The following is a 19,939-nucleotide window of genomic DNA, read 5'->3' as shown; positions in this document are numbered from 1 at the left end:
GTGCGGCGGCCAGGCGACCTGCGGAAGCCGCAACAGGATGGCGCTCCCGGCTCCGTACCCGAATCAGAAAGGCCGCCTCCCGGGACCGGGAGACGGCCTTCCGCACCCGGATCCGGTGCCGGGCCCCGCTAGCAGCCGATCTTGGTCGGCGAGTAGGCCCAGACGTACTTGCCCTGGTAGGTGACGTACCCCTGCGCGCCGACACAGTTGTTGGGGGCGTAGACCTGCACCGGGCCCGCGTAGTAGGCGTAGTCGCCCAGGGAACGGTCCTCCGTCTCGGCCCAGCACAGGTCGGCGCTGGTGCCGTTGGTACACCGCTTGAGGAGCACGTAGGTCTGGCTGGCCACCCCGTAGGTCGGGCCCAGGTGGTTGAACCGCGCGCAGTTGTAGCCGGTGCTGGAGTTGTAGTAGACGACCAGCTCGCCGACCGTCACCCCGGAGGAGGTCTTCGCGACGGTCCGGTTGATCAGGTAACCGCTGCAGCTCGCAGCCTGGGCGCTCTGCGCCCCGGTCACGACGGTGGCGACGCAGGCGAGCAACGCCAGTGCGAGTAGCTGGGAAAGTCGACGCACGTGAGTGGGGCCTTTCGTTCCGTCCGGCGGGAGTGCCGGTTCGCCTGGTGGCGACGGATCGGACCACTGTCACCGCAGGGCGGACAAGGGCGGTTGCGGGTTCCCGCAACCGCCTTGACAGCCCTCGATGCGAACTGGCTGCGTCGCCGTGGCGCTGTGGTCAGTTCCCTCTCACGCAGAACTCGTTGCCGTCGGGATCGGCCAGCACGACGCCGCCGTCCGCACCGACCTCGAGCCGAGTGGCCCCGAGGGAGACCAGCCGGTCGACCTCCGCGTGCTGGTCACCACCGGCCGGAGCGAGGTCGAAGCGCTGCCGGTTCCGCACCTCTTTCGGGGCCACGGGCGGGCCTCCCCAGGCGACCTTCGTGCCGCCGTGTGGTGACTGGACCGCGGTCTCCTGGTCCTGGTCCCACACCAGCGGCCAACCCAGCGCCTCGCTCCAGAAGAGGCCGACCTCCCGGGTGCCGTCGCAGGCGAGTTCCCCGAGCAAGCCGCACCCGGCGAGGAAGGCGTTGCCCGGCTCGATCACGCAGAACTCGTTGCCCTCGGGGTCGGCCAGGACGACGTGCCCCTCCTCGGGGCGCTGCCCGACGTCGAGGTGGCCGGCGCCGAGCCCCAGCGCCGTCGCCACCGTGTGCTGCTGATCGGCGGGGCTGGCGCTGGTCAGGTGAAGGTGCATGCGGTTCGGCCCCACCTTCTCCGCGCGGCTCGGAACGAACCGGAGGCTGAGCTGTGTGTCGTCGCCGGGCAGGAGCGCACCACCGGCGTCCTCGACGACCTCCCGGCCGAGCAAGCCGGCCCAGAACTCTGCCAGGCGAGCCGCGTCGCGCGCATCGAACGTCACCGTCAGCATTCGCGAAAGCATCACTGCACAGTAGGCACGGGCCAGCAGGACAACAAGCGAGAACCGGGCCGGCGGGTACGACAAGGAGACCGAACCGCGAAGGGGCTGCCGCCAAGATCGAAAAAGGCCGTCTCCCACCACGGGAAACGGCCATGAACTGGGTGGAGTTGAGGGGATTCGAACCCCTGACCCCCTCGATGCGAACTGGCTGCGTCGTGGTCTGGTCGGGCTGCTTCCGAGGTCACAGGCTCTGCTGGCGCCGTTCTCGGGGCCGATGCGGCTGGCACGGTTGCTGTACTTCAATGCTGTACTGCTGGCATTAGACGAGGCGCTGGATGCGGACCTTCGGGCGTTCATTCATGAGGTGGCCCTGCTTGTGTTGGCGGACCTGCTCGTCCCAGACCTCCTGGTTGTAGTCGGGGTCCGGTGGGTTGCGTTCGCGGAAGTGGTGTCAAGACGGCAACAACACAGGTTGTTTAATCAGCTCGCGTCGGCCGCCAACCCCGCCTGCTGATTCGCCTCTGCCTTTGGCACTCCGGATGCTTGAAGCACTTCGCTGATGGCAAGGCGCAGCCGCGAAACGAGGACCATCCCGCAGAACCCGATCTCTTCGGCGCAGGCCTGGTTGATCCCGTCGATGGCCTGTTGCGCCCGCGCGCGCGCAAGGTCGGGCTCTCGGCTGGCGAGGAAATCGCGATGCAGCAGCCTCACGGCCTGGCCGAGGCGCTCGATGGACACTGGAAGGCTGGCCGGGATCGGCTCACGCTGCCGTACCGTCGATGCGACCCAATGCGCCATCTCGCGGCTGTTGGAGTAGGCGAGTTGGAGGTGCTTGGAGGCTTGCTGGTACCGGCGCAGGATGCCCAATCGTCGCCACCGCCAGGGTGAGAGAACCGCGATCTCCGCCGCCGCAGCCACCATCTCGACCGACTTGTTTCTTTGCTCCTCTGCCGCAATCAAGCGCTGCAAGGCGCCCTCGGCCTGTTGAACGTCACGCTGCTCCAGCGCCTGAGCGACAGCCGTGAGATCACGTGCGAAGATATCCAGCGTCGGACCCGCAGAGCGGTGTACGACGCGCATGGGGTTGGCCGGCAGGATCAGCAGCGCCACGGCGATGGCCGTCAACCCTCCGATCACCCCGTTGACGGTCCGCGCCGCAGCGAGGTTTTCCGCAGACAGCGTTCCCAGCAGCACGGCGGTGCTTCCTGCGTGCACCATGACGGCACCGCCGCCGCGAATCACGGCTGACGACGAGATCGCGAGTGCCACGATCAGGCCGGTTTGTATCGGTCCCGTCCCGATCACCTCGATGATCAGCTGTCCGGTCAACACCCCCACGATCACCCCGGCGATGAGTTCCGCCGCTCGCCTGATCCGATTGCCAAGGGCTGCCGCGATCGTGCCGATTGAGGCGGCGGGTGCAAACAACGGCTGCGGATTGTGCAGCACGTCGTCCGCGATGAACCAGGACAGACCGGCCGCCGCACCCGCCTGGACCGCGATGATGAAATAGGTGCGAAGCCGCTCGAAAGCCTCCCGGCTTTCTCGCCCCACCAGCGCTGGCCGCACACCCCGATCCCGGCTACGCACGTCTCACCTCCGAGGAGCAATGGAGGCACGGGGTCACGTCTGCGGACACCGCTCCGGGTGGTAGTGGTCCTGCAAGGTGTGGCCGGGCACGCTGATGCAGCGCTGGCCTGGTAGCGACTTGCATATGGGGCAGGTGCGAAATTCCGGCCCCTCGGGGCACGGATGTCCCAGCTCACAGACCGCCTGGCTGATGTCGTGGGCCGCAATGTGCAGGCCGTCATCGTCGTGTACCACGGCACGTTCATGAACTCGCACGAGCGCGTCCCGCAGGCGCTGGAGTGCTTCCTGGTCCGAGGCCACGGGCTCCATTCTTCTGTATCCCAGCCCCTCTGGTGCTGGTATCAACGGAATGGATCTGGTACGGGGGCCCTTGCAGTCAAGCGGACCTTGACACAGGTTCTCGCGCTGCCCGGCTTCGGCATCTCCAAGGTCAAGATGAAGATCGCCACCGGCGAGCTGCGCTCCATCAAGGACGGCAAGTACCGCCGCATCCTCCCCGAATGGGTCGACGACTACATCCGCGAACAGGTCGAACGCCAGAAGGCCGCCTGATGCCCGGACGTGCCCGAGCCAACGGCGAAGGCTCCATCTTCCCCTACCGCAACGGCTTCGCCGCCTACGTCTGGGTCACCAAGCCCGATGGCAATCGCACCCGCAAGTACGTCTACGGCAAGACCCGCGAGGCCGTCCACGACAAGTGGATCAAGCTCCACCATCAGGCAAAGGCCGGTCCGGTCGTCACCCGCCTGCCCCCCTCACCAGCTACCTCGACTCGTGGCTCCGTGACGTTGTTGAGCCGCACCTCGCTCCCGCCACGGCGGCCAACTACGACATGTTCGTCCGTCTCTACATCGCGCCGGAGTTGGGCTCCCGCCGCCTCGACAAGCTGACGGTTCCGGACGTCCAGAGCTGGCTCAACCAGCTCCGGTCCGCCTGCCAGTGCTGCCTGCAGGGCAAGGACGCCGCCCGCCCTGAGGGCAAGCGAAAGCGCTGCGCGCCGGCCGCGGCTGCCAACGGACCGTCTCCGAACGGACCGCCCGCGATGCCTGGACGACCCTGCGCGCCGCCTTGAACAACGCCGTCCGGGACGAGCTGCTGACCCGCAACCCGGCGGCCTTGCTGCGGGTGGCCAACCTCGCCCGCGTAAGGACAAACCGTGGTCCGTCGACGAGGCCCGCCAGTTCCTGGAGTCGGCCCGTGCCGACGGGGACCCGCTTTACGCCGCGTACGTCCTGATCCTGGTCCTCGGGCTGCGCCGGGGTGAAGTGCTGGGCCTGCGGTGGGAGGACGTCGACCTGACCGCCAACGAGCTGTCGGTGGCCTACCAGCTCCAGCGCATCCGCCGGCAGCTCCTGCACCGGGAGACCAAGACCGAGTCGTCCGAGGCGATCCTGCCCCTGCCGGTCATCTGCGCCACGGCCCTGCGCTCCCGCCGGGAAGACCAGAAGCGGCACCAGGAGCACGCCGGCCAGGCCTGGCAGGACAACGGCCTGGTTTTCACCACCCGCCTCGGGACGCCGATCGAGCCGAGGAACTTCCATCGGGAGTTCAAGACCCACTGCCGCAAGGCCGGCGTCCGGGAGATCTCGGTGCACCCGGCGCACCTAGGCCTCCCTGCTGGTGGCTCTCGGCGTCCACCCCCGGGTCATGATGCGGATCCTGCGGCACAGCCAGATCGCCGTGACCATGAACATCTACGCCCAGGTCGCCTCCGAGGCGACCGAGACGGCACTCACCCGGCTCGGCGAGCAGTTCCTGTGAGCTGCTGTACTTCACTGCTGTACAAGATCGAAAAAGGCCGTCCCCCACGCGGGGAAACGGCCTTTGAACTGGGTGGAGTTGAGGGGATTCGAACCCCTGACCCCCTCGATGCGAACGAGGTGCGCTACCGGACTGCGCCACAACCCCTCCGCCGGCGGACCGGCTTCGGTCCCACCCGGCTTTCACCGGGCGGGCCGACGACAAGGCTAACAGACGCCCCGCACCCGAGCGAACCGCCCCACCGGCCCACCCCTTCCCCGCCGATCTTGCAGGTGCGGCCCGGATGAACGGGACGAAAGCCCCACATCGGGGGCCGCAACTGCAAGATCGACGGGGCCTGAGCGGTCAGGCGGTGTGGGGGCCGCGGCCGGACTGGTACGGGCGTCCGCGGAGGCCGCCTGTGCGGCGGTAGGAGACCGAGCCGCCGCCGCTGGCCGCCGCGGGCAGGTCGGCCGGGCGGTCCAGGCCCATCGCGGAGCGGCGTACCGCCTCGCGCTGGGCCGCCAGGCGACGCTGCGCCTCCCGGCGGGCCGCCGCCCGACGGGCCTGCTCCCGCCGCACCTCGGCCTGCCGGGCGGCCAGCCAGGCCGCCTCCCGGGCCTGGATCCGCCGCCGCCGGCGGTCCTTCACGGCCATCCCCCGCAGGTGTACGACGTATGCCACGAGCAGGGTGGCGGTGACCGAGAAGCCGATCCAGAAACCCGGGCTGACCACCACCACGCCGACCAGCTCGACGAAGTTGAGCAGCAGCAGCGCGGCGAGCACCCGACGCCGTCGGTAGACCGCCGGGGTGTGGTGCCGGCGGGGCGGCGGCCGGCGGCGCGCCCTGCCCGGGGCCGGCGGCACGGCGCGCAGCCGACCGGAGCGGCGCACCGGCGCGGGCGGCGCGGAGACCGGAGCGCTCAGGCCACCCGTCGCCGCATTTTCGCTGAGGGTGACGACGAGGGCGCGGGACGGGTTGACCGGCCGCCGACCGGGGACAGTACGAGCCCGCCGGCGGCGCTGGAGCACCCGCGCCGTCGACTGCGCCCGCTCCGCCACCAGCCGCTCGGTGGCGTCGTACCGGCGGACCAGCGCCGGGGCGAGGGCGAGCAGGCCGGCGGCGGCGAGGACGGCGAGGAGCACCGAGGTCGGCACCCTCACCCCTCCCGTCACCGAATTCGGGGCAACCGCCGATCGGCCGCAGGATCTTCACCGGATGGTCCTCGACGGCGCAGATCGTACGGGCAGGCAGCGCTTGCCACAGCTTGCAGTCACTTGAGGTTACGGGCCACCGACCAGGATGATGACGCGCCGCGCCGATCCCGCCCGTGGGACGGCTCACCCGCCGGTACGGCGCACCCGGTGCCAGCGGGCCAGCAGGCCACCTTCGGCGGCCACTTCCTCGCTGGTCATCGCGTATCCGATGTGGTCGCGCCAGGCACCGTCGATGTGCATGTAGCGCACGTGGTACGCCTCCTCGCGGAAGCCCAGCTTCTCCACGACCCTCCGGGAGGGACGGTTCTCCGGCCGGATGTTGACCTCCACCCGGTGCAGTCCACCCGGGCCGAACGCATGGTCCACGGCGAGCGCCATGGCGGTGGGGATCACCCCACGGCCGGCGACGCGGGAGTCCACCCAGTACCCGACGTACCCGGAGCAGAACGCCCGCCGGACGATGCTGCCCACGTTGATGTGCCCGACCAGCCGCTCCCGGCCGTCCTCGCGCAGGCACACCGCGAACGGCATCCCCTCACCGGTACGCGCCGAGCGGCGCTGGTCCCGCTGCACGTAGCGGAACGCGGCCGGCGAGTTCGTCTCGTCCCAACTGCCCGGCAGGTGCGACTCCCAGGGCGCCAGCCAGGCCTGGTTGGCGCGCCGGATCTCCGACCAGGCCGCGGCGTCGGAGCGCCGGTACGGCCGCAGCACCACCGGCCCGTCGGCCAACGTCACCGGCCACCCTGGATTGCGGCCGAACAGACTCACCGGCGCCGGTCCAGCAGGAGGACGTCCACCGTGGACCCGGCCGCTGCGGCGGTGACCCGCTCACCGAGGACCATCAGCCCGTTCGCCTCGGCCAGCCCGGAGAGGGTGAACGGCCCGCCCGGCAGCGGCTGGACGGTGTAGCCGCCGCCGCGCCGCTCCGCCACGTGCGCGGGCCGGAACTCGCGCAGCCCGGCCGGCGACGAGATGGTCTCCAGCAGGTGCGCCCGGACACTGGGCCGGAACACCGGCTCCGCACCGGCGAGCAGTTGGATCGCCGGCCGGGCCAGCACCTCGAAGCCGATCAGCGCCGCGCCGGGCTCACCGGGAAGACACACCACCGGCACCTCCTCGGCGCCGACCGTACCGAACCCGAGCGAGGTGCCGGGATAGAGCGCCACGTCGGTGAAGGTGACCGGGCCGGCCCGGCCCCCCTCCCGCCGGGACAGGATCCGGCGCACCATGTCCCCCGGCCCGGTGCCGGTGCCGCCGGTCGTCACGATCAGGTCGGCGCGCAGCGTCTGGTCCTCCAGCAGGCCGCGCAGCGCCTCCGGGTCGTCGTCGCAGATGCCCACCCGGTAGGCCAGCGCGCCCACCTCGGCCGCCGCGGCGGTCAGCGCGTGCGAGTTCGCGTCCACCACCTGGCCCGGCTGGCTGCCCCGGCCCACGTCGACGAGTTCGTCGCCGGTCGCCACGATGACGACCCGGGGGCTGGGGCGGACCACCACATGGCCGAGGCCGGTGGCGGCGAAGACGGCCACCAGCGCCGGCGAGACGTACGTGCCGGCCCGGGCCAGCAGGGTCCCGGCCGGCAGCTCCTCGCCGGCCCGGCGGACCCCGTACCCCCGCTTGGGGGTGCGGAAGATCTCCACGGCGGCCATGCCCTGGTCGGTCCACTCCACCGGGACCACGACGTCCGCGGCCACCGGCAGCGGCGCCCCGGCGGCCACCGAGAAGCACGAGCCCGGGGTGAGCCGGACCGGTCGCCAGCTGGCCGCGCCGAGGTCGCCGACCACGTTCAACCGCACGGTCCGGCCCGGCCCCCCCGAGGAGGGGACCGGGCCGTAGCCGACGAGGTCCTCCCAGCGCGCGGCGTACCCGTCCACCGCTGCCTGGTCGAAGGCGGGGAACGAGTGCGGCGCGACGACGTCCTCGGCGAGGACGTTGCCGTACGCCTGGGTGAGGTCGAGGTCGAGCGGAGGCAGCGCGCGTAACCTGCGCAGCACGCTGCCCAGGTAGTCGGCGAGCGGCGTCAACTCGTTCGCGGCCGCCTCGGCGTCGGCCGTAGCGGTCATGTACCGGAGCCGCCCGCCGCGTCGGAGTTGACGAACTCGGTCAGCCACTTGCGGAACTCGCCGCCCAGGTCCTCCCGCTCGGCGGCGATCTGCACCACCGTCTGGAGGTAGCCCAGCGGCATGCCGGTGTCGTAGCGGGTGCCCCGGTAGACGATCGCGTGCACCGGCACCCCCTCGGTGCGCAGCAGCTCCATCGCGTCGGTCAGCTGGATCTCGCCGCCGCTGCCCGGCTCCGTCCGCCGGATCGCGTCGAAGATCCGCCCCGGCAGCACGTACCGGCCGAGGACGGCCAGGTTGCTGGGGGCGTCCTCCGGCTTCGGCTTCTCCACCATGCCGGTCACCTTGACGATTTCGCCGATGTCGGCCAGCTCCGACTCGGCCGGCTCGACCGAGGCGATGCCGTACCGGCTGGTCTCGGCCGGGTCGACCTCGAAGAACGCCAGCACCACGCCGCCGGTGCGGGCCTGCAGCTCCAGCATGGCCGGCAGCAGCGGCTCGGACGGCTTGACGAACTCGTCGCCGAGCAGCACCGCGAACGGCTGGTCGCCGACGTGCGACTCGGCGTACCCGACGGCGTGGCCGAGGCCGAGCTGCTCGGGCTGCCGGCAGGTGTAGATCTCGGCCAGGTCCTCGGTGCGCTTGACGGCGGCCAGCAGGTCCGGCTTCTTCGCGAGCCGCTCCTCCAGGTCGGGCCGGCGGTCGAAGTGGTCCACCATGGCCGTCTTGCCGCGCCCGGTGATCAGCAGGACGTCGCCGAGGCCGGCCTGGACCGCCTCCTCGACGATGTACTGCAGCACCGGCCGGTCGACCACCGGCAGCAGCTCCTTGGGCACCGCCTTGGTGGCCGGCAGGAACCGGGTGGCCAGCCCGGCGGCCGGGATGACTGCCTTGACCGCGCGGGTACGGCCGGTCGCGGCGGCCGTTGAGGGGTTCGCTGAGTGCTCCGACATGCCGCGAGACTATCGGCCACGGCTCTGCCGCGGCGGGTGAGGACCGGAAGACGCGCCGCCCGGCTGCGTCACACCGGCGGTGCCGGTGGCGTGCCGGCTCGCGGTCCGCTCGGCCGCCGGGCCCGCGCGCGGGAGCCCGTCGTCCGGGCTGGCCGCCCCCGCCGGCACCGTGATCTCCTCCTCCACCGGCGTGGCCCGCGCGCCGGTCACCCGGTAGCCGTCCCGGCCGGCGGCCTTCGCGCCGTAGAGCGCATCGTCGGCGGCGTCCAGCACCTCCTGCCCGGTGTTGGCGTGATCGGGATAGACGGCGATGCCGATCGAGACGGTCACCGGGACCGGCACCCGCACGCCGTGCCCGTCCACCGTGATCGGGGTGTCCCGGACGGCCGCCCCGAGCCGCTCGGCGACGATCGCCGCGCCCCGCGCGTCGGTCTCCGGCAGCAGCACCACGAACTCCTCGCCGCCCTGCCGGAAGGCGAGGTCCACCTCGCGGATCTCCCCGCGTACCCGGCGGGCGAACTCGGCGAGCACCGCGTCACCGGCCGCGTGCCCGTACGTGTCGTTGACGGTCTTGAAGCGGTCCAGGTCGAGGGCGAGGATGCTGAGCATCCGGCCGAACCGGTTCGCCCGCTCCACCTCGCGGCGCAGCGACTCGCGCAGGTAGCGGTAGTTCCACAGCCCGGTCAGCGGGTCGGTCAGCGACAGCCGCTGGGCCTCCTCGTGCACCCGGACGTTCTCCACCGCCACCGCCGCGTGCCCGGCGAAGGTGCGCAGGGTGACCAGGTCGTCGTCGTCGAACTCCTCGGCGCCGAGCCGGTCGTAGAGGGCCAGCACCCCGACCGTCGGATCCCGGCCGGTCGGTTCGCCGCCGGCCGGGCCGCCGGGCGCGGTGAAGGGCACCGCGATGTACGACTCGCAGCGCGGCTCCCCGTCGGTCGGGTCGGTCGGTTCGGCCCGTCCGCTCCGGACCTCCCCGGTGGCCGCCACCGCTCCGACCACCCCGACGCCGACCGGCACCCGCAGCGCGTCCGCCCCGGCGGGGTAGCGCCCGTCCAGCCCCTCGGCGCACTGCTCCACCAGTACCCCGGCCGGGTCGAGCAGCAGCACCGCGCCGGCCCGGGCCCCGGTCGCCCCGATGGCGCTGTGCAGGATCACCCGCAGGATGCGTTGCAGGTCGTGGGTGCTGGCCAGGGTGTCACCGAGCACCGCCAGGTGCCCGCGCAGCTGGTCCCGGCTGCTGGTCAGCGCCGCCACGTAGCTCGCGGTCTCCCGGGTCATCCCGTTGAACGCGGCGGCCAGCCGGCCGATCTCGTCGCGGCTGCGCACCGGTACCCGGGCGGTCAGGTCGCCCCGGGCCACCCGGTCCACGGCGGCGGCCAGCTCGACCAGCGGTCGGGTGGTGACCCGGGCCAACCGCCAGGCGGTCAGCACGGCCAGCACGGCGGCCAGCAGCACCGCGCCGAGCAGCACGGCGGGCAGGCCGGGTGGCCGCTCGCCGGAGACGGAGAGGACCAGCGGCAGCGGCTGCCCGGACGTCGGGTCGAGCCGCCGGACGTACCGGCCGTCGCGGGTCTCGGTGACCCGGTCTCCGTCGGCCGTGCCGGCGGCGGCGAGCACCGCCTCGCGTACCTGGTGGGACTCGGTGGTGTGGGTGACCCGGCCCGGCGGGGCACCGGCGTCGAGCAGGGTGACCGCGACGCCGGTGGCGGCGGCCAGCCGGGCCACGAAGGCCGGGTCGACGACCTGCGCGGCGGCCACCGTGCCGAGCGCCGCGCCGGCCGGGTCGCGCAGCTCGACCCGGGCGCTGATCGCCCGCACCGGTCCCTCGGCCACGCCGCTGTCCGCGCAGTCCAGCCAGGGCGTCGGGGGTGCCCCCGGGGTGACGTACGTCGGGGTGCCGTTCACGTCGGTGACCAGCACGGCGGCGGCGAGGCCGCGGCCGACCACCTGGCCGGCCGCCACGATCCGGGCGGCGGCGTCGGTGCGCAGCGCGACGGCGTCGGCGGCGGCTCGCAGCTGCTGGCAGAGCGCGTCGACGGAGGTGCGCACGGCGGAGGCGGCGAGCCCGAGGCGCTCGGTGGAGCGGCTGCGATCGACCGCCGCCAGGGTGGTCCCGGCGAAGACCGCGCCGAGCAGCACCGGGCCGAGCACCACCGCGAGGAAGGCTGCCGTCAACCGCCCGCGTAGCGTCAACGCTGCCCCCCAGAGCTTCCAGGCCCTTTGCTGCGATGCTGACACAGAGCGACCGGTATAGAAGCGTTGCGTCAGGAGTGTTGCGTGCCGGATTTTTCTGATGACGCGGAAGTGACCCATGAGGCGAAGCGCGAGGCGCGGGTCGCGCTGCTCGCCCGCCGCCGGGCACTGACCGGCCCGCAGCGGGCCGCCGCCGCGGCGTCCGTCCAGGCCGGGCTGGCCGAGCTGGTACGCCGGCTGCGCCCACGCCGGATGACGGCGTACGTGCCGGTCGGGTCCGAACCGGGCGGCCCGGAGCTGCCCGACGTGCTCCTCGCCGCGCTGCCCGCCGGGGCGGAGCTGCTCCTGCCGGTCCTCGCCGACGACCTGGACCTGGACTGGGCCCGGTACGCCGGTCCCGGCTCACTGGTGGCCGCCGGCCGGGGGCTGCGCGAGCCGGACGGGCCTCGGCTCGGGCCGGCAGCGGTGGCCGGGGCGGACCTGGTGGTGGTGCCGGCGCTGGCGGTGGACCGGCGCGGGGCACGGCTGGGCCGGGGCGGCGGCTCGTACGACCGCGCGCTGGCCCGGGTGCCCGCGGCGACCCTGACCGTGGCGCTGCTGCACGACGGCGAGCTGGTCGGGACGCTGCCCGCCGAGCCGCACGATCGTCCGGTACGCGCGGTGTTCGCCCCCGCGAGCGGCCTGCGTACCCTCGGGGACGCGCCGGCTGTCGATCCCCCCACGTCCGCTGGACGAACCCGGGTGCGATGACGCACCATTGGCACTCGAATACGTCGAGTGCCAACAGGCCGTGCCAGATCCGGAGGAGAACGTGCCCACCTACCAGTACGCCTGCACCGCGTGCGGCCACCAGCTCGAGGCGGTGCAGTCCTTCTCTGACGAGCCGCTGACCGAGTGCCCCGCGTGCGAGGGGCGGCTGCGCAAGGTCTTCAACTCGGTTGGTGTCGTGTTCAAGGGCTCCGGCTTCTACCGGACCGACTCCCGCTCCTCGGGTAGCGAGAGCAAGGGCGCGGCAGCCGCCAAGCCGGCCGCCAAGTCGGAGGGCTCGTCCTCCGGCGGCGACTCGTCGTCGAGCACGTCGTCCGGTTCGTCCGGCACGTCGACCAACGGCGGCGGCTCGGCCAAGGCCCCGGCCGCCAGCTCGTCGGGCAGCTCCTCGGCCTCCTGATCCCGCACTTCCGACGCCCCTGCCGCCCCCGGGCCGCAGGGGCGTTCGGCGCACCCGGCCGCCGTCGGACATAGCCGATCGGCGCGGCCGACGGGCGTTGTCCACAGGCCCGAAGGTTATCCACAGGCTGGGTACGACGTCCTCCGCACCGTTCCGCCGCCCACCTAGCCTGCTGAACCGGGTGCCCGTCCAACGGCGCCCGGCGCGGACCGCGCCTCGGACGACGGACCGCACGGCGGAGGTGGTGTCATGGCGGCAGGTGACCCGGACGGCGGTCGCGCCCTGCGGCCGGTGCGGTGGCCGCGCCGGCCGGGCGGCGGGACGCTGCTACGGGCGGGGCTGGTGGCGGCACTGCTCGGGCTCGCGGTGATCGTCCTGGACCATCCGACCGGTTGCGCCGGCCCAACCCCCGGAGCCGCGCAGGACCGACCGGCGGGTGCGCGCGGCCCGTCGGCTGGCGGTGGGCCGGCGGGGCCGGACGTGTCGTCCGGCCAGGCTGCCGGCGCGCGCGGGAGCGTGCCGGCGGGTGCCGGCCGGCCGGGGGCGCTGGCGCTGCCGGGCGGGGCGGTGGGCGTACCGGTGCGGTTGGCCGAGCCGGCGGCGCTCGCGGTACTCCGGCCGGGCGCCCGGGTCGACCTGCTGGTCGTACCGGGCGGGCAGGCGACCACCGATGCCATCCTGCTGGCACCCGGGGCGCTGGTGCTCGACGTGGTGAGTGGGGACGCCACCGACGGGACGTCGGCCCTCTATCTGGCCCTCCAGCCCGACCAGGCACGTCGCACGATCGGCCAGCCGGAGGGGAGCCGCTTCGCCGTCGTGGTCCGCGGCTGAGCCACGCTGGCGCGGACCGGCGCCGGGGGTGTGGTCAGCCCCAGTGCGGGGGACGCTCGGCGAGCAGCCAGTCGTCGTTGCCGCCGGCGCGCTCGCCCCAGCCGTGATCGGTGTCGTCGACCGTCTGCTCGGGCAGTACCACGAAGTCTTCGCTGAGGTCGACGGCGCGGTCGTCGTCGCCGCGTACGCCCTGCGGGCCCGGGTTCTCGGTGCTCACGATCGGCAAGACTATCCCAACCGGCGGTCGTCACGCCGGCACCGCTCCGGCCTGCGGCCGTACCACTCCCACCCCGGGGCCGCCGCGTCGACCGGTCCGGCGCCCCGGGCGTTGGTAGCGTCGGACGGCGTGACGACGCCCAGCGGTAACCCCCCGGAGGACGACTACTGGCGGCGGCCGCCCGAGACCGTGCCACCGAGCGCCCCGAGCACCGCACCGACGACCGGCGACGTTCGGCCCGACGTACCGACGACCGGCCACAGCCGGCCCGGCGTACCGACGACCGGCGACCCGGCCGGAGGCGGACCGCCGGCCGCGCCGACGTCGCCGTCGCCGTGGGCGGCGCCGAGCGGGGTGGCACCGGCTCCCCCACCCGCCCCGACGGCGCCGAGCGCAGCGCCACCGGCGGGCGGCGGCTACGCCGGACCGCCGCCGACCACCCCGCCGCCACCCGGCTGGCGACCCCCGGTGCACCTGCACCCGACCGCGCCCCGCGCCCTACCGCCCCAGGACATGGAGGCGATGGACGTCGCGGAGCAACGGGCCCAACGGCTCACCTGGAGCGTCGGCGCCGTCGCCGGGGTGGTGCTGCTGGTCCTGCTCTGCCTGCTCTGCTCCCGGGCGATCTTCTGAGCGGGGCGGATACGAGAGGCCGGACTCAGAGGGTGTTGCCCCAGACCGACTCGGCGCCGCTGTCGCCGGTGAGGTACGCGTAGACCAGCGCGAGGACCGCCAGCACCACGACCAGCGCGGTGAGCGCCCAGGTGACCCAGGCGGGCAGCTGCGGGGTGCGGAACCGACCGCTGGTCAGCGCCAGCAGCACGAGCGCCGCCACCGCGAGCCCGACGGTGAACCAGAGCAGGTTCTCGCCGTACTCGGAATGCTCGTGGATCTTGGCGAGCAGCTCGGGCGGGTAGCCCTTGGCCTCCAGGGCCTCCTGGAACGCCTCGCCGGACTCGGTGGCCACCCAGGCCAGGATCGGGGTCACCACCGCGAGGACCGCCACCGCCCAGTCGAGCCGGGGCCGCCAGCGCGGCATCAGCCCGTACGCGGCGGCCAGCAGCGCCAGCAGCGGAACGAACACCACGACGGCGTGGACCACCAGGACGTGGCCCGGCAGGCCGTTGATTTCCTTGAACACCGACACCTCCGACAGTGGATGCGGTTCCGCGGCAAGCAGCGTACGACGATCCAGTTGTCGCAGCACGCCGTCGATCGGGTACACGCGGTGCCGAGGGGCACGGTTCACCGAGGTCGTCGGAGCTGTGTCCGGGGCCACCTGCCGTCGGGGCCGGTTGTCGGGCCGCCGACCCCGTGCTGTCATTGCCTCATGTCCAGTGGCGAGGAACTGCTCCGGTCGCGGGGCCTTCGGGTGACCCGGCCGCGCCTCGCCGTGCTGGACGTCCTGGCCGGCGGGGGCCACCTGGAGGTCGACGAGATCACCCGGCGGGTCCGGGAACGCCTCGACTCGGTCTCCACCCAGGCCGTGTACGACGTCCTCGGCGCGCTCTCCCGGGCCGACCTGGCCCGCCGGATCGAGCCGGCCGGCAGTCCCGCGAGGTACGAGGCACGCGCCGGCGACAACCACCACCACGTGGTGTGCCGGGGCTGCGGCGAGATCGCCGACATCGACTGCGCGGTCGGCGGCGCCCCCTGCCTGGACCCGAACATCGCCCACGGCTTCGAGGTCGACGAGGCGGAAGTGACCTTCTGGGGCCTCTGCCCCACCTGCCAGGCCCGCCGCACCGCCGAGGTCTGAGCCCGCCGCACCGCCGAGGTCCGAGCCGTCGTCCGTGGGCCGGTCCCCCGGCCGGCGTGGCACTCTTGGTCGGTGGACTCCGACGATCTCGGCCTCTTCGGTCCCGGCTCGGTCACCTGGAAGGTGCACGACGAGCCGGTCCTGATCGTCGCCGGCCTGCGCTCCCTCTACCTCCAGGCGCTGCACCCCCGGGCGATGGCCGGCGTGGCACAGAACAGCAACTACAAGTCCGACGCCTGGGGTCGGCTGGTCCGCACCGCCACCTACGTCGGCACGGTCGTCTACGGCACCACCGCGGAGGCCGAGGCGGCGGGCCGCCGGCTGCGCGGCCTGCACTCCCGGATGCGCGCCACCGACCCGTCCACCGGCGAGCAGTTCCGCATCGACGAACCGGAGCTGCTGCGCTGGGTGCACGTCACCGAGGTGGAGTCGTTCGTCAGCACCGCCCGCCGGGCCGGGTTGTCGCTGACCGACGCCGAGGTCGACGGCTACTACGCCGAGCAGCGGCGGGCCGCCGCCCTGGTCGGTCTCGACCCGGCCGAGGTGCCGGGCAGCGCCGCCGAGGTCGCCGACTACTACCGGGCAGTCCGCCCGGAGCTGCGGATGACGAAGGAGGCGGCCGAGACCGCGCTGTTCCTGACCGCCCCGCCGATCCCGTGGAAGCTCAGCCGGCCGGCCCGGCTGGGCCTGTCCCTCGGGCCGCCCCGCTGGGCGTATCTCGGCATCGCCGGCACCGCGCTCGGGCTCCTGCCGCCCTGGGCCCTGCGGCTCTACGGCGGCCTGGGCCTGCCGACCACCGCGCTCTCGGCGGACCTCAGCGTCCGCGCGCTGCGGCTGGCCCTGGCCGCGCTGCCCCGCCAGTGGCGGGAGGGGCCGTTGCAGCAGGCCGCGAAGGAACGCGCCGCCCGGCTCACCTCCACCGCTGCCTGAGCCGCGGCGCCCGGCTCACTCCGCCGGCGTGGCCGGCCGCTCCATCGCCGCCCACGGGTCCCGCCCCTGGATCTGCGCGCCGGTCGGGCAGCTGCGCCGGTAGTCGCACCAGCCGCAGCGGGTCCCCGCCACCGCGGGGAACGTCTCGTCCGGGTCGGCGCCGTCGGCGACGGCCCGCTCGGCGGCCATGATGTCCCGGGCGGTCTCCTCGGCCCGGGAGAGCTGACGGGCCAGCGACTGCTCGGTGTGGTCGTGCGCGGCGATCGTCCCGGTGGGCAGGTGGTGCAGCTCCACCCGGCGGCACGGCCGGCGGAACGTCCGCTCCGCGGCGTACGCGTAGAGCGCCAGCGCCTGCGAGCCGCGCGCGTCGTCGCTGTCCAGCCCGGTGCGGCCGGTCTTGTAGTCGACGATGACCAGCTCGGGGCCGGCCGGACCGGGGCGGGAGTCGATCCGGTCGGTGCGGCCGTTGAAGGCCAGCACCGCCGTCTTGACCGCGACCACCCGCTCCACGCCCAGCGGGTCGGCGTCCGGGTCCAGTGTCGCGACGTAGGCCTCCAGCCAGCCCAGCGCCCGCCGGTACGCCGCACGCTCCTGCTCGTCGTCGCGGTAGCCCTCGCGCACCCAGGTGCCCTTGAGCAGCCCGGCGAGCGCTTCCGGTCGACGCCGGTCGGCGGGGAGCGCATACCAGTTCTTCAGCGCGGTGTGCACGCTGGCGCCGAGCGAGTTGTGCGCCCACGGCGGCCCCTTAAGCGGGGCGGGACGGTCGACGTAGGAGTAGCGGTAGCGGCGCGGGCAGTCCTCGTAGGCGCCGAGCTTGCTCGGGGTGCAGACGAAGAGCCGCTCCGGCATCCCGTCGAAGCCGAGCTGCTCGGGTTGGCCGGAACGGGGTCGGGGCGCACCCGCGGGTCGTCGCACGGACCCGATCCTGCCATCCCGGTCCGACATCCCCGCCACCCGCGCACCGGCGGGCGTCAGGCCATGTTCACGTACTGGGTGACGAAGGCGGCCACCGCGTCGGCGATGAGCTGGACCGCGATCGCGGCCAGCAGCAGGCCGGCGATCCGGGTGAGCACCTCGATCCCGCCCGGGCGGAGGATCTTCACGATGCCGCCGGAGAAGCGCAGCACGATCCAGACGGCCACCATCACCGCCACGATCGCCGCGGCGATGGCCGTGAAGTCGTTGAACCCGTCCGCCTGCTGGACGAAGAGCATGGTGGCCACGATGGCGCCGGGACCGGCCAGCAGCGGGGTGCCCAGCGGCACCAGGGCGATGTTGGAGGTGACCTGCTGGCTCGGGTCGTCGGCCTTGCCGGTCAGCAGTTCCAGCGCGACCAGCACCAGCAGCAGGCCGCCGGCGGCCTGGAGCGCGGGCAGGTCCACGTGCAGGTAGTCGAGGAGCGTCTGGCCGGCCACCGCGAAGATCACGATCACCCCGAGCGCCAACGCGACCGCCTGCCAGGCGGCCCGGTTGCGATCCCGGGCGGCCAGGGGTCCGGTCAGGGCGAGGAAGATGGGCATCATGCCCGGCGGGTCGACGATCACCAGCAGGGTCACGAAGACCTCACCAAAGAGCTTGAGATCCACCGGCTAACCGTAGTCGCGCCGCTGAAAGCGGAAACGCGGATCAGCCGGAAGCGACCTCGGTCACCCCGGAGGCCGCCGCGACAATCCGCTCGTACGCCTCGGGCGCGGTGGTGTGGGCGCCCAGCCGGACGGTCTTGTGGGTGCCGTGGAAGTCCGACGACCCGGTGACCAGCAGGCCCAGCTCGGCGGCGAGCGCGCGGACGTGGGCCGCTTCGGCCGGCGAGTGGTCCTCGTGGTCGGCCTCCAGCCCGGCCAGCCCGGCGGCGGCGAGCTCGACGATCAGCTCGTCCGGCACGATCCGTCCCCGCCGGGTCGCCCGTGGATGGGCGAAGACCGGTACGCCGCCGGCCGCGCGGACCAGCGCGACGGCCCGGAAGACGTCGATGTCCTCCTTGGGCAGCCGGTACCGCTCGCCCAGCCAGTCCGGCGCGAACGCCTCGGTGGTGCTGCCCACCAGGCCGGCCCGGATCAGCGCCGCGGCGATGTGCGGGCGGCCGACCGTCCCACCGCCGGCGGCGGTGATGATCTCCGTCCAGCTGATGTCGATCCCGTCGGCCTGCAGCAGCCGGACGATCCGCTCCCCGCGCACCTCCCGGGCGGCCCGTACCCGCTCCAGCTCGGCGACGAGGTCCGGGTGCGCCGGGTCGAAGAGGTACGCGAGCAGGTGCAGCGGCACCGCCGGCTCCACCCCGTGCCAACGGCAGGAGAGTTCGGCGCCCCGGACCAGCGACAGGCCGGGTGGCAGCGCCGCCACGGCGGCGTCCCAGCCGGCGGTGGTGTCGTGGTCGGTGATCGCCACGACGTCCAGCCCGGCCTCGGCGGCGGCGCGCGCCAGGTCGGCCGGGCTGAGCGTGCCGTCGCTGGCCGTGGAGTGGGCGTGCAGGTCGATCCGCGTGGTCATCGCCCGACGCTACCGGGCCGGCCGGTGGCGCGCCGGAGCGTCCGGTCAGGAGTCGCCGGTGACGAGCACCGGGCGGGCGTCCGACCCGCCACCGACCAGCGTCGTGCTGGCGCGCTCCCCGGCCAGCACCAGATCGGGGCGGAGCTGGGCCAGCGCGCCCGAGCGGTCGACGTACGCGGCGCTCTCCGCGCCGGTCCACGCCACCGCACCGCTGATCACCGGCCCCGCCGGCCAGGCGACCGGTGTCACCCCGGCCAGGTCGACCAGGAGGGCGCCGTCCACCGACGCGATCCGGCCGTTGGCGAGCAGCCAGCGCCCGTCGGCGGAGACGCCGCCCCGCCCGTCGCCGGCCAGCGCCGGGCCACAGCGGACAGCGACCGGGGTGAGGTCGGCGGAGAGCAGCGCCGGGCAGGACCGGCCGGCGGAGCGGATCAGGCCGACGAGCCGACCGTCGGGGCGCTCCCCGTAGACGTCGAGGACGTCGGGATGGTTGGTACCCGGGGTGTTGCTCTGGCCCGGCCGCCACAGCGCGTAGCCCCCGGCGGCGGGACGGACCAGCACCCGGTCGCCGACGAACCGGGTCGGCACCACGCCGGCCGGGTCGTTCGCCTGGACCGTGGCGATGAGCTGGCCGGCGACGATGCCGGCGGCGAGGAGCCGGCCACCGTCGCGCCAGGCCACCTGCCGGCCGTCCGGGGCGACGGCGATCTCCTCCGCACCGGCCAGGAGCGCCCGTGGCGCGCCGCCGGTCGGCACGAACCAGAGGGTACGGCCCGCCGTGGTCGTCGCGCTCACCACCAGCCAGCCGTCGTGGTCGGGCAGCCGCTGCGCCCGTTCCGCCGGGCCGACGCCCAGCTCGTAGCTCTTCCCCTCGCTGACCAGGGCCGTGCCGTTGATCAGGTCCACCGTGCCGCCGGCCGGCCGGGCCGGCGGGACGGGGGCGATCGGCCACCCGGAGGTGTCGGTGTCGCGCGGGTCGCCCAGCACCACGGTCGGGGTGTCGGGGCGGCCGGCCTGGCCGCCGAGTTGGGCGGTGCCGGCGGTGATCACCGCCGTGGCGACCCCGGCCAGGGCCAGGCCGGCGACCGTGGTGCGGCGCCGCGCCCGCCGGGCCCGCCGGATGGCCTGGCCGGCCGGGTCGAACGCCGGGGGCGGGGGTACGGCGACCCGGCGGGAGAGCGTCTCCCGCAGCGCCCGCTCCAGGTCGTCCTGCGTCACAGCAAGTGAACGCTCGGGACCCTCGGTCCGGTTGTCCGGCGTGGTGGAGTTCATCGGGTCTCCGCCGGGACGGCCGTGGTCGGGGCCGGGACGGCCGGTCGGGGGCGGGTCGCGGGCGCGGCGGGGCGGCGGGCGGGCGCGGCCGGGGAAGTCGGTTCGTAG

General features: G+C 73.8%; 21 protein-coding genes, 1 tRNA gene and 1 pseudogene. 8 read left to right on the top strand and 15 right to left on the bottom strand.

The annotated features are described in order from the left end of the window. Positions 1–128 precede the first annotated feature (128 nt). The 3 genes from V6U81_RS04835 to V6U81_RS04825 form a co-directional block, all read right to left on the bottom strand. Positions 129–572, bottom strand: coding sequence for a hypothetical protein (locus tag V6U81_RS04835; protein WP_334484854.1), 444 nt, complete (start codon positions 570–572; stop codon positions 129–131). 160 nt (positions 573–732) lie between these two features. Next, on the bottom strand, positions 733–1,437 hold the full coding sequence (locus tag V6U81_RS04830) for a VOC family protein (RefSeq protein WP_420883971.1): 705 nt from the start codon (positions 1,435–1,437) through the stop codon (positions 733–735). Between the two features lie 459 nt (positions 1,438–1,896). Next, complete coding sequence (locus V6U81_RS04825) at positions 1,897–3,006, bottom strand: FUSC family protein (protein ID WP_334484850.1); 1,110 nt, start codon at positions 3,004–3,006, stop codon at positions 1,897–1,899. A gap of 162 nt (positions 3,007–3,168) precedes the next feature. Between V6U81_RS04825 and V6U81_RS04820 the strand changes: the two genes are divergently transcribed. After that, positions 3,169–3,558 carry a hypothetical protein gene (locus tag V6U81_RS04820; RefSeq protein WP_334485207.1) on the top strand — a complete coding sequence of 130 codons (390 nt, stop codon included), beginning with the start codon at positions 3,169–3,171 and terminating at the stop codon, positions 3,556–3,558. Continuing rightward, a pseudogene (locus tag V6U81_RS04815) lies at positions 3,558–4,767 on the top strand (tyrosine-type recombinase/integrase). The gene V6U81_RS04820 and the pseudogene V6U81_RS04815 overlap by 1 nt, the downstream one beginning before the upstream one ends. Positions 4,768–4,840: 73 nt before the next feature. Here the strand turns inward: V6U81_RS04815 and V6U81_RS04810 are convergent. The 6 genes from V6U81_RS04810 to V6U81_RS04785 all read right to left on the bottom strand — a co-directional run bounded on the left by V6U81_RS04810 (position 4,841) and on the right by V6U81_RS04785 (position 11,167). Continuing rightward, positions 4,841–4,914: transfer RNA gene (locus V6U81_RS04810), tRNA-Ala, on the bottom strand. A gap of 198 nt (positions 4,915–5,112) precedes the next feature. Further along, complete coding sequence (sepX, locus tag V6U81_RS04805) at positions 5,113–5,910, bottom strand: divisome protein SepX/GlpR (RefSeq protein ID WP_334484848.1); 798 nt, start codon at positions 5,908–5,910, stop codon at positions 5,113–5,115. A gap of 177 nt (positions 5,911–6,087) precedes the next feature. After that, positions 6,088–6,732: a GNAT family N-acetyltransferase gene (locus V6U81_RS04800; RefSeq protein WP_334484846.1), complete on the bottom strand. Its 645-nt coding sequence runs from the start codon at positions 6,730–6,732 to the stop codon at positions 6,088–6,090. Further along, positions 6,729–8,024: a molybdopterin molybdotransferase MoeA gene (locus tag V6U81_RS04795; protein ID WP_334484844.1), complete on the bottom strand. Its 1,296-nt coding sequence runs from the start codon at positions 8,022–8,024 to the stop codon at positions 6,729–6,731. The genes V6U81_RS04800 and V6U81_RS04795 overlap by 4 nt, the downstream gene beginning before the upstream one ends. Further along, complete coding sequence (locus V6U81_RS04790) at positions 8,021–8,974, bottom strand: UTP--glucose-1-phosphate uridylyltransferase (RefSeq protein ID WP_334484842.1); 954 nt, start codon at positions 8,972–8,974, stop codon at positions 8,021–8,023. The genes V6U81_RS04795 and V6U81_RS04790 overlap by 4 nt, the downstream gene beginning before the upstream one ends. 9 nt (positions 8,975–8,983) lie before the next feature. Then, positions 8,984–11,167: a GGDEF domain-containing protein gene (locus V6U81_RS04785; RefSeq protein ID WP_334484840.1), complete on the bottom strand. Its 2,184-nt coding sequence runs from the start codon at positions 11,165–11,167 to the stop codon at positions 8,984–8,986. Between the two features lie 84 nt (positions 11,168–11,251). On the opposite strand from V6U81_RS04785, the gene V6U81_RS04780 reads away from it, so the two are divergent. The 3 genes from V6U81_RS04780 (at position 11,252) to V6U81_RS04770 (ending at position 13,166) form a co-directional block, all read left to right on the top strand. Beyond that, positions 11,252–11,917, top strand: coding sequence for a 5-formyltetrahydrofolate cyclo-ligase (locus tag V6U81_RS04780; RefSeq protein WP_334484838.1), 666 nt, complete (start codon positions 11,252–11,254; stop codon positions 11,915–11,917). Between the two features lie 7 nt (positions 11,918–11,924). Beyond that, positions 11,925–12,335, top strand: coding sequence for an FmdB family zinc ribbon protein (locus V6U81_RS04775; protein WP_334484836.1), 411 nt, complete (start codon positions 11,925–11,927; stop codon positions 12,333–12,335). Positions 12,336–12,584: 249 nt separating this feature from the next. After that, positions 12,585–13,166, top strand: a complete 582-nt coding sequence (locus V6U81_RS04770) for a flagellar biosynthesis protein FlgA (protein ID WP_334484834.1) — start codon at positions 12,585–12,587, stop codon at positions 13,164–13,166. 34 nt (positions 13,167–13,200) lie between these two features. Here V6U81_RS04770 and V6U81_RS04765 read toward each other — a convergent pair whose 3' ends face one another. After that, positions 13,201–13,383, bottom strand: coding sequence for a hypothetical protein (locus V6U81_RS04765; RefSeq protein WP_334484832.1), 183 nt, complete (start codon positions 13,381–13,383; stop codon positions 13,201–13,203). Positions 13,384–13,512: 129 nt separating this feature from the next. Between V6U81_RS04765 and V6U81_RS04760 the strand changes: the two genes are divergently transcribed. Then, entirely contained in the window at positions 13,513–14,016 is a 504-nt protein-coding gene (locus V6U81_RS04760) for a hypothetical protein (RefSeq protein ID WP_334484830.1), read from the top strand. 25 nt (positions 14,017–14,041) lie between these two features. On the opposite strand, the gene V6U81_RS04755 is transcribed toward V6U81_RS04760, so the two are convergent. After that, positions 14,042–14,524, bottom strand: coding sequence for a DUF2231 domain-containing protein (locus tag V6U81_RS04755; RefSeq protein WP_334485180.1), 483 nt, complete (start codon positions 14,522–14,524; stop codon positions 14,042–14,044). A 189-nt stretch (positions 14,525–14,713) separates the two neighbouring features. On the opposite strand from V6U81_RS04755, the gene V6U81_RS04750 reads away from it, so the two are divergent. Together V6U81_RS04750 and V6U81_RS04745 are read left to right on the top strand one after the other, a co-directional pair. Then, positions 14,714–15,142 (top strand): Fur family transcriptional regulator, encoded by a 429-nt coding sequence (locus tag V6U81_RS04750; protein ID WP_334484828.1) that lies wholly within the window; start codon positions 14,714–14,716, stop codon positions 15,140–15,142. A gap of 72 nt (positions 15,143–15,214) precedes the next feature. Further along, on the top strand, positions 15,215–16,072 hold the full coding sequence (locus V6U81_RS04745) for an oxygenase MpaB family protein (RefSeq protein ID WP_334484826.1): 858 nt from the start codon (positions 15,215–15,217) through the stop codon (positions 16,070–16,072). Between the two features lie 15 nt (positions 16,073–16,087). On the opposite strand, the gene V6U81_RS04740 is transcribed toward V6U81_RS04745, so the two are convergent. The 4 genes from V6U81_RS04740 to V6U81_RS04725 all read right to left on the bottom strand — a co-directional run bounded on the left by V6U81_RS04740 (position 16,088) and on the right by V6U81_RS04725 (position 19,777). Beyond that, complete coding sequence (locus V6U81_RS04740; RefSeq protein ID WP_334485179.1) at positions 16,088–16,921, bottom strand: RecB family exonuclease; 834 nt, start codon at positions 16,919–16,921, stop codon at positions 16,088–16,090. Positions 16,922–17,043: 122 nt separating this feature from the next. Next, the gene (locus V6U81_RS04735) at positions 17,044–17,658 is read right to left on the bottom strand and encodes a MarC family protein (protein ID WP_334484824.1); all 615 of its coding nucleotides are present in this window, start codon (positions 17,656–17,658) and stop codon (positions 17,044–17,046) included. Positions 17,659–17,698: 40 nt separating this feature from the next. Continuing rightward, entirely contained in the window at positions 17,699–18,559 is an 861-nt protein-coding gene (locus tag V6U81_RS04730; RefSeq protein ID WP_334484822.1) for a PHP domain-containing protein, read from the bottom strand. Between the two features lie 45 nt (positions 18,560–18,604). Beyond that, entirely contained in the window at positions 18,605–19,777 is a 1,173-nt protein-coding gene (locus tag V6U81_RS04725; RefSeq protein ID WP_334484820.1) for a hypothetical protein, read from the bottom strand. Positions 19,778–19,939 lie beyond the last annotated feature (162 nt).

It is taken from the genome of Micromonospora lacuserhaii, assembly GCF_036902735.1.
Classification (GTDB): domain Bacteria; phylum Actinomycetota; class Actinomycetes; order Mycobacteriales; family Micromonosporaceae; genus Micromonospora.
The sequence above is the reverse complement of the archived record's forward strand: the minus strand, read 5'-3'. Positions and strand labels throughout refer to the sequence as shown.

What these genes read in the sequence shown, in the direction of transcription:
- V6U81_RS04770 (WP_334484834.1), top strand. Translation starts at nt 12,585, where the DNA reads ATGGCGGCAGGTGACCCGGACGGCGGTCGCGCCCTGCGGCCGGTGCGG.
- V6U81_RS04795 (WP_334484844.1), bottom strand. Translation starts at nt 8,024, where the DNA reads ATGACCGCTACGGCCGACGCCGAGGCGGCCGCGAACGAGTTGACGCCG.
- V6U81_RS04740 (WP_334485179.1), bottom strand. Translation starts at nt 16,921, where the DNA reads ATGCCGGAGCGGCTCTTCGTCTGCACCCCGAGCAAGCTCGGCGCCTAC.
- V6U81_RS04750 (WP_334484828.1), top strand. Translation starts at nt 14,714, where the DNA reads ATGTCCAGTGGCGAGGAACTGCTCCGGTCGCGGGGCCTTCGGGTGACC.
- V6U81_RS04830 (WP_420883971.1), bottom strand. Translation starts at nt 1,437, where the DNA reads ATGCTTTCGCGAATGCTGACGGTGACGTTCGATGCGCGCGACGCGGCT.
- V6U81_RS04820 (WP_334485207.1), top strand. Translation starts at nt 3,169, where the DNA reads ATGTCCCAGCTCACAGACCGCCTGGCTGATGTCGTGGGCCGCAATGTG.
- V6U81_RS04790 (WP_334484842.1), bottom strand. Translation starts at nt 8,974, where the DNA reads ATGTCGGAGCACTCAGCGAACCCCTCAACGGCCGCCGCGACCGGCCGT.
- V6U81_RS04730 (WP_334484822.1), bottom strand. Translation starts at nt 18,559, where the DNA reads ATGACCACGCGGATCGACCTGCACGCCCACTCCACGGCCAGCGACGGC.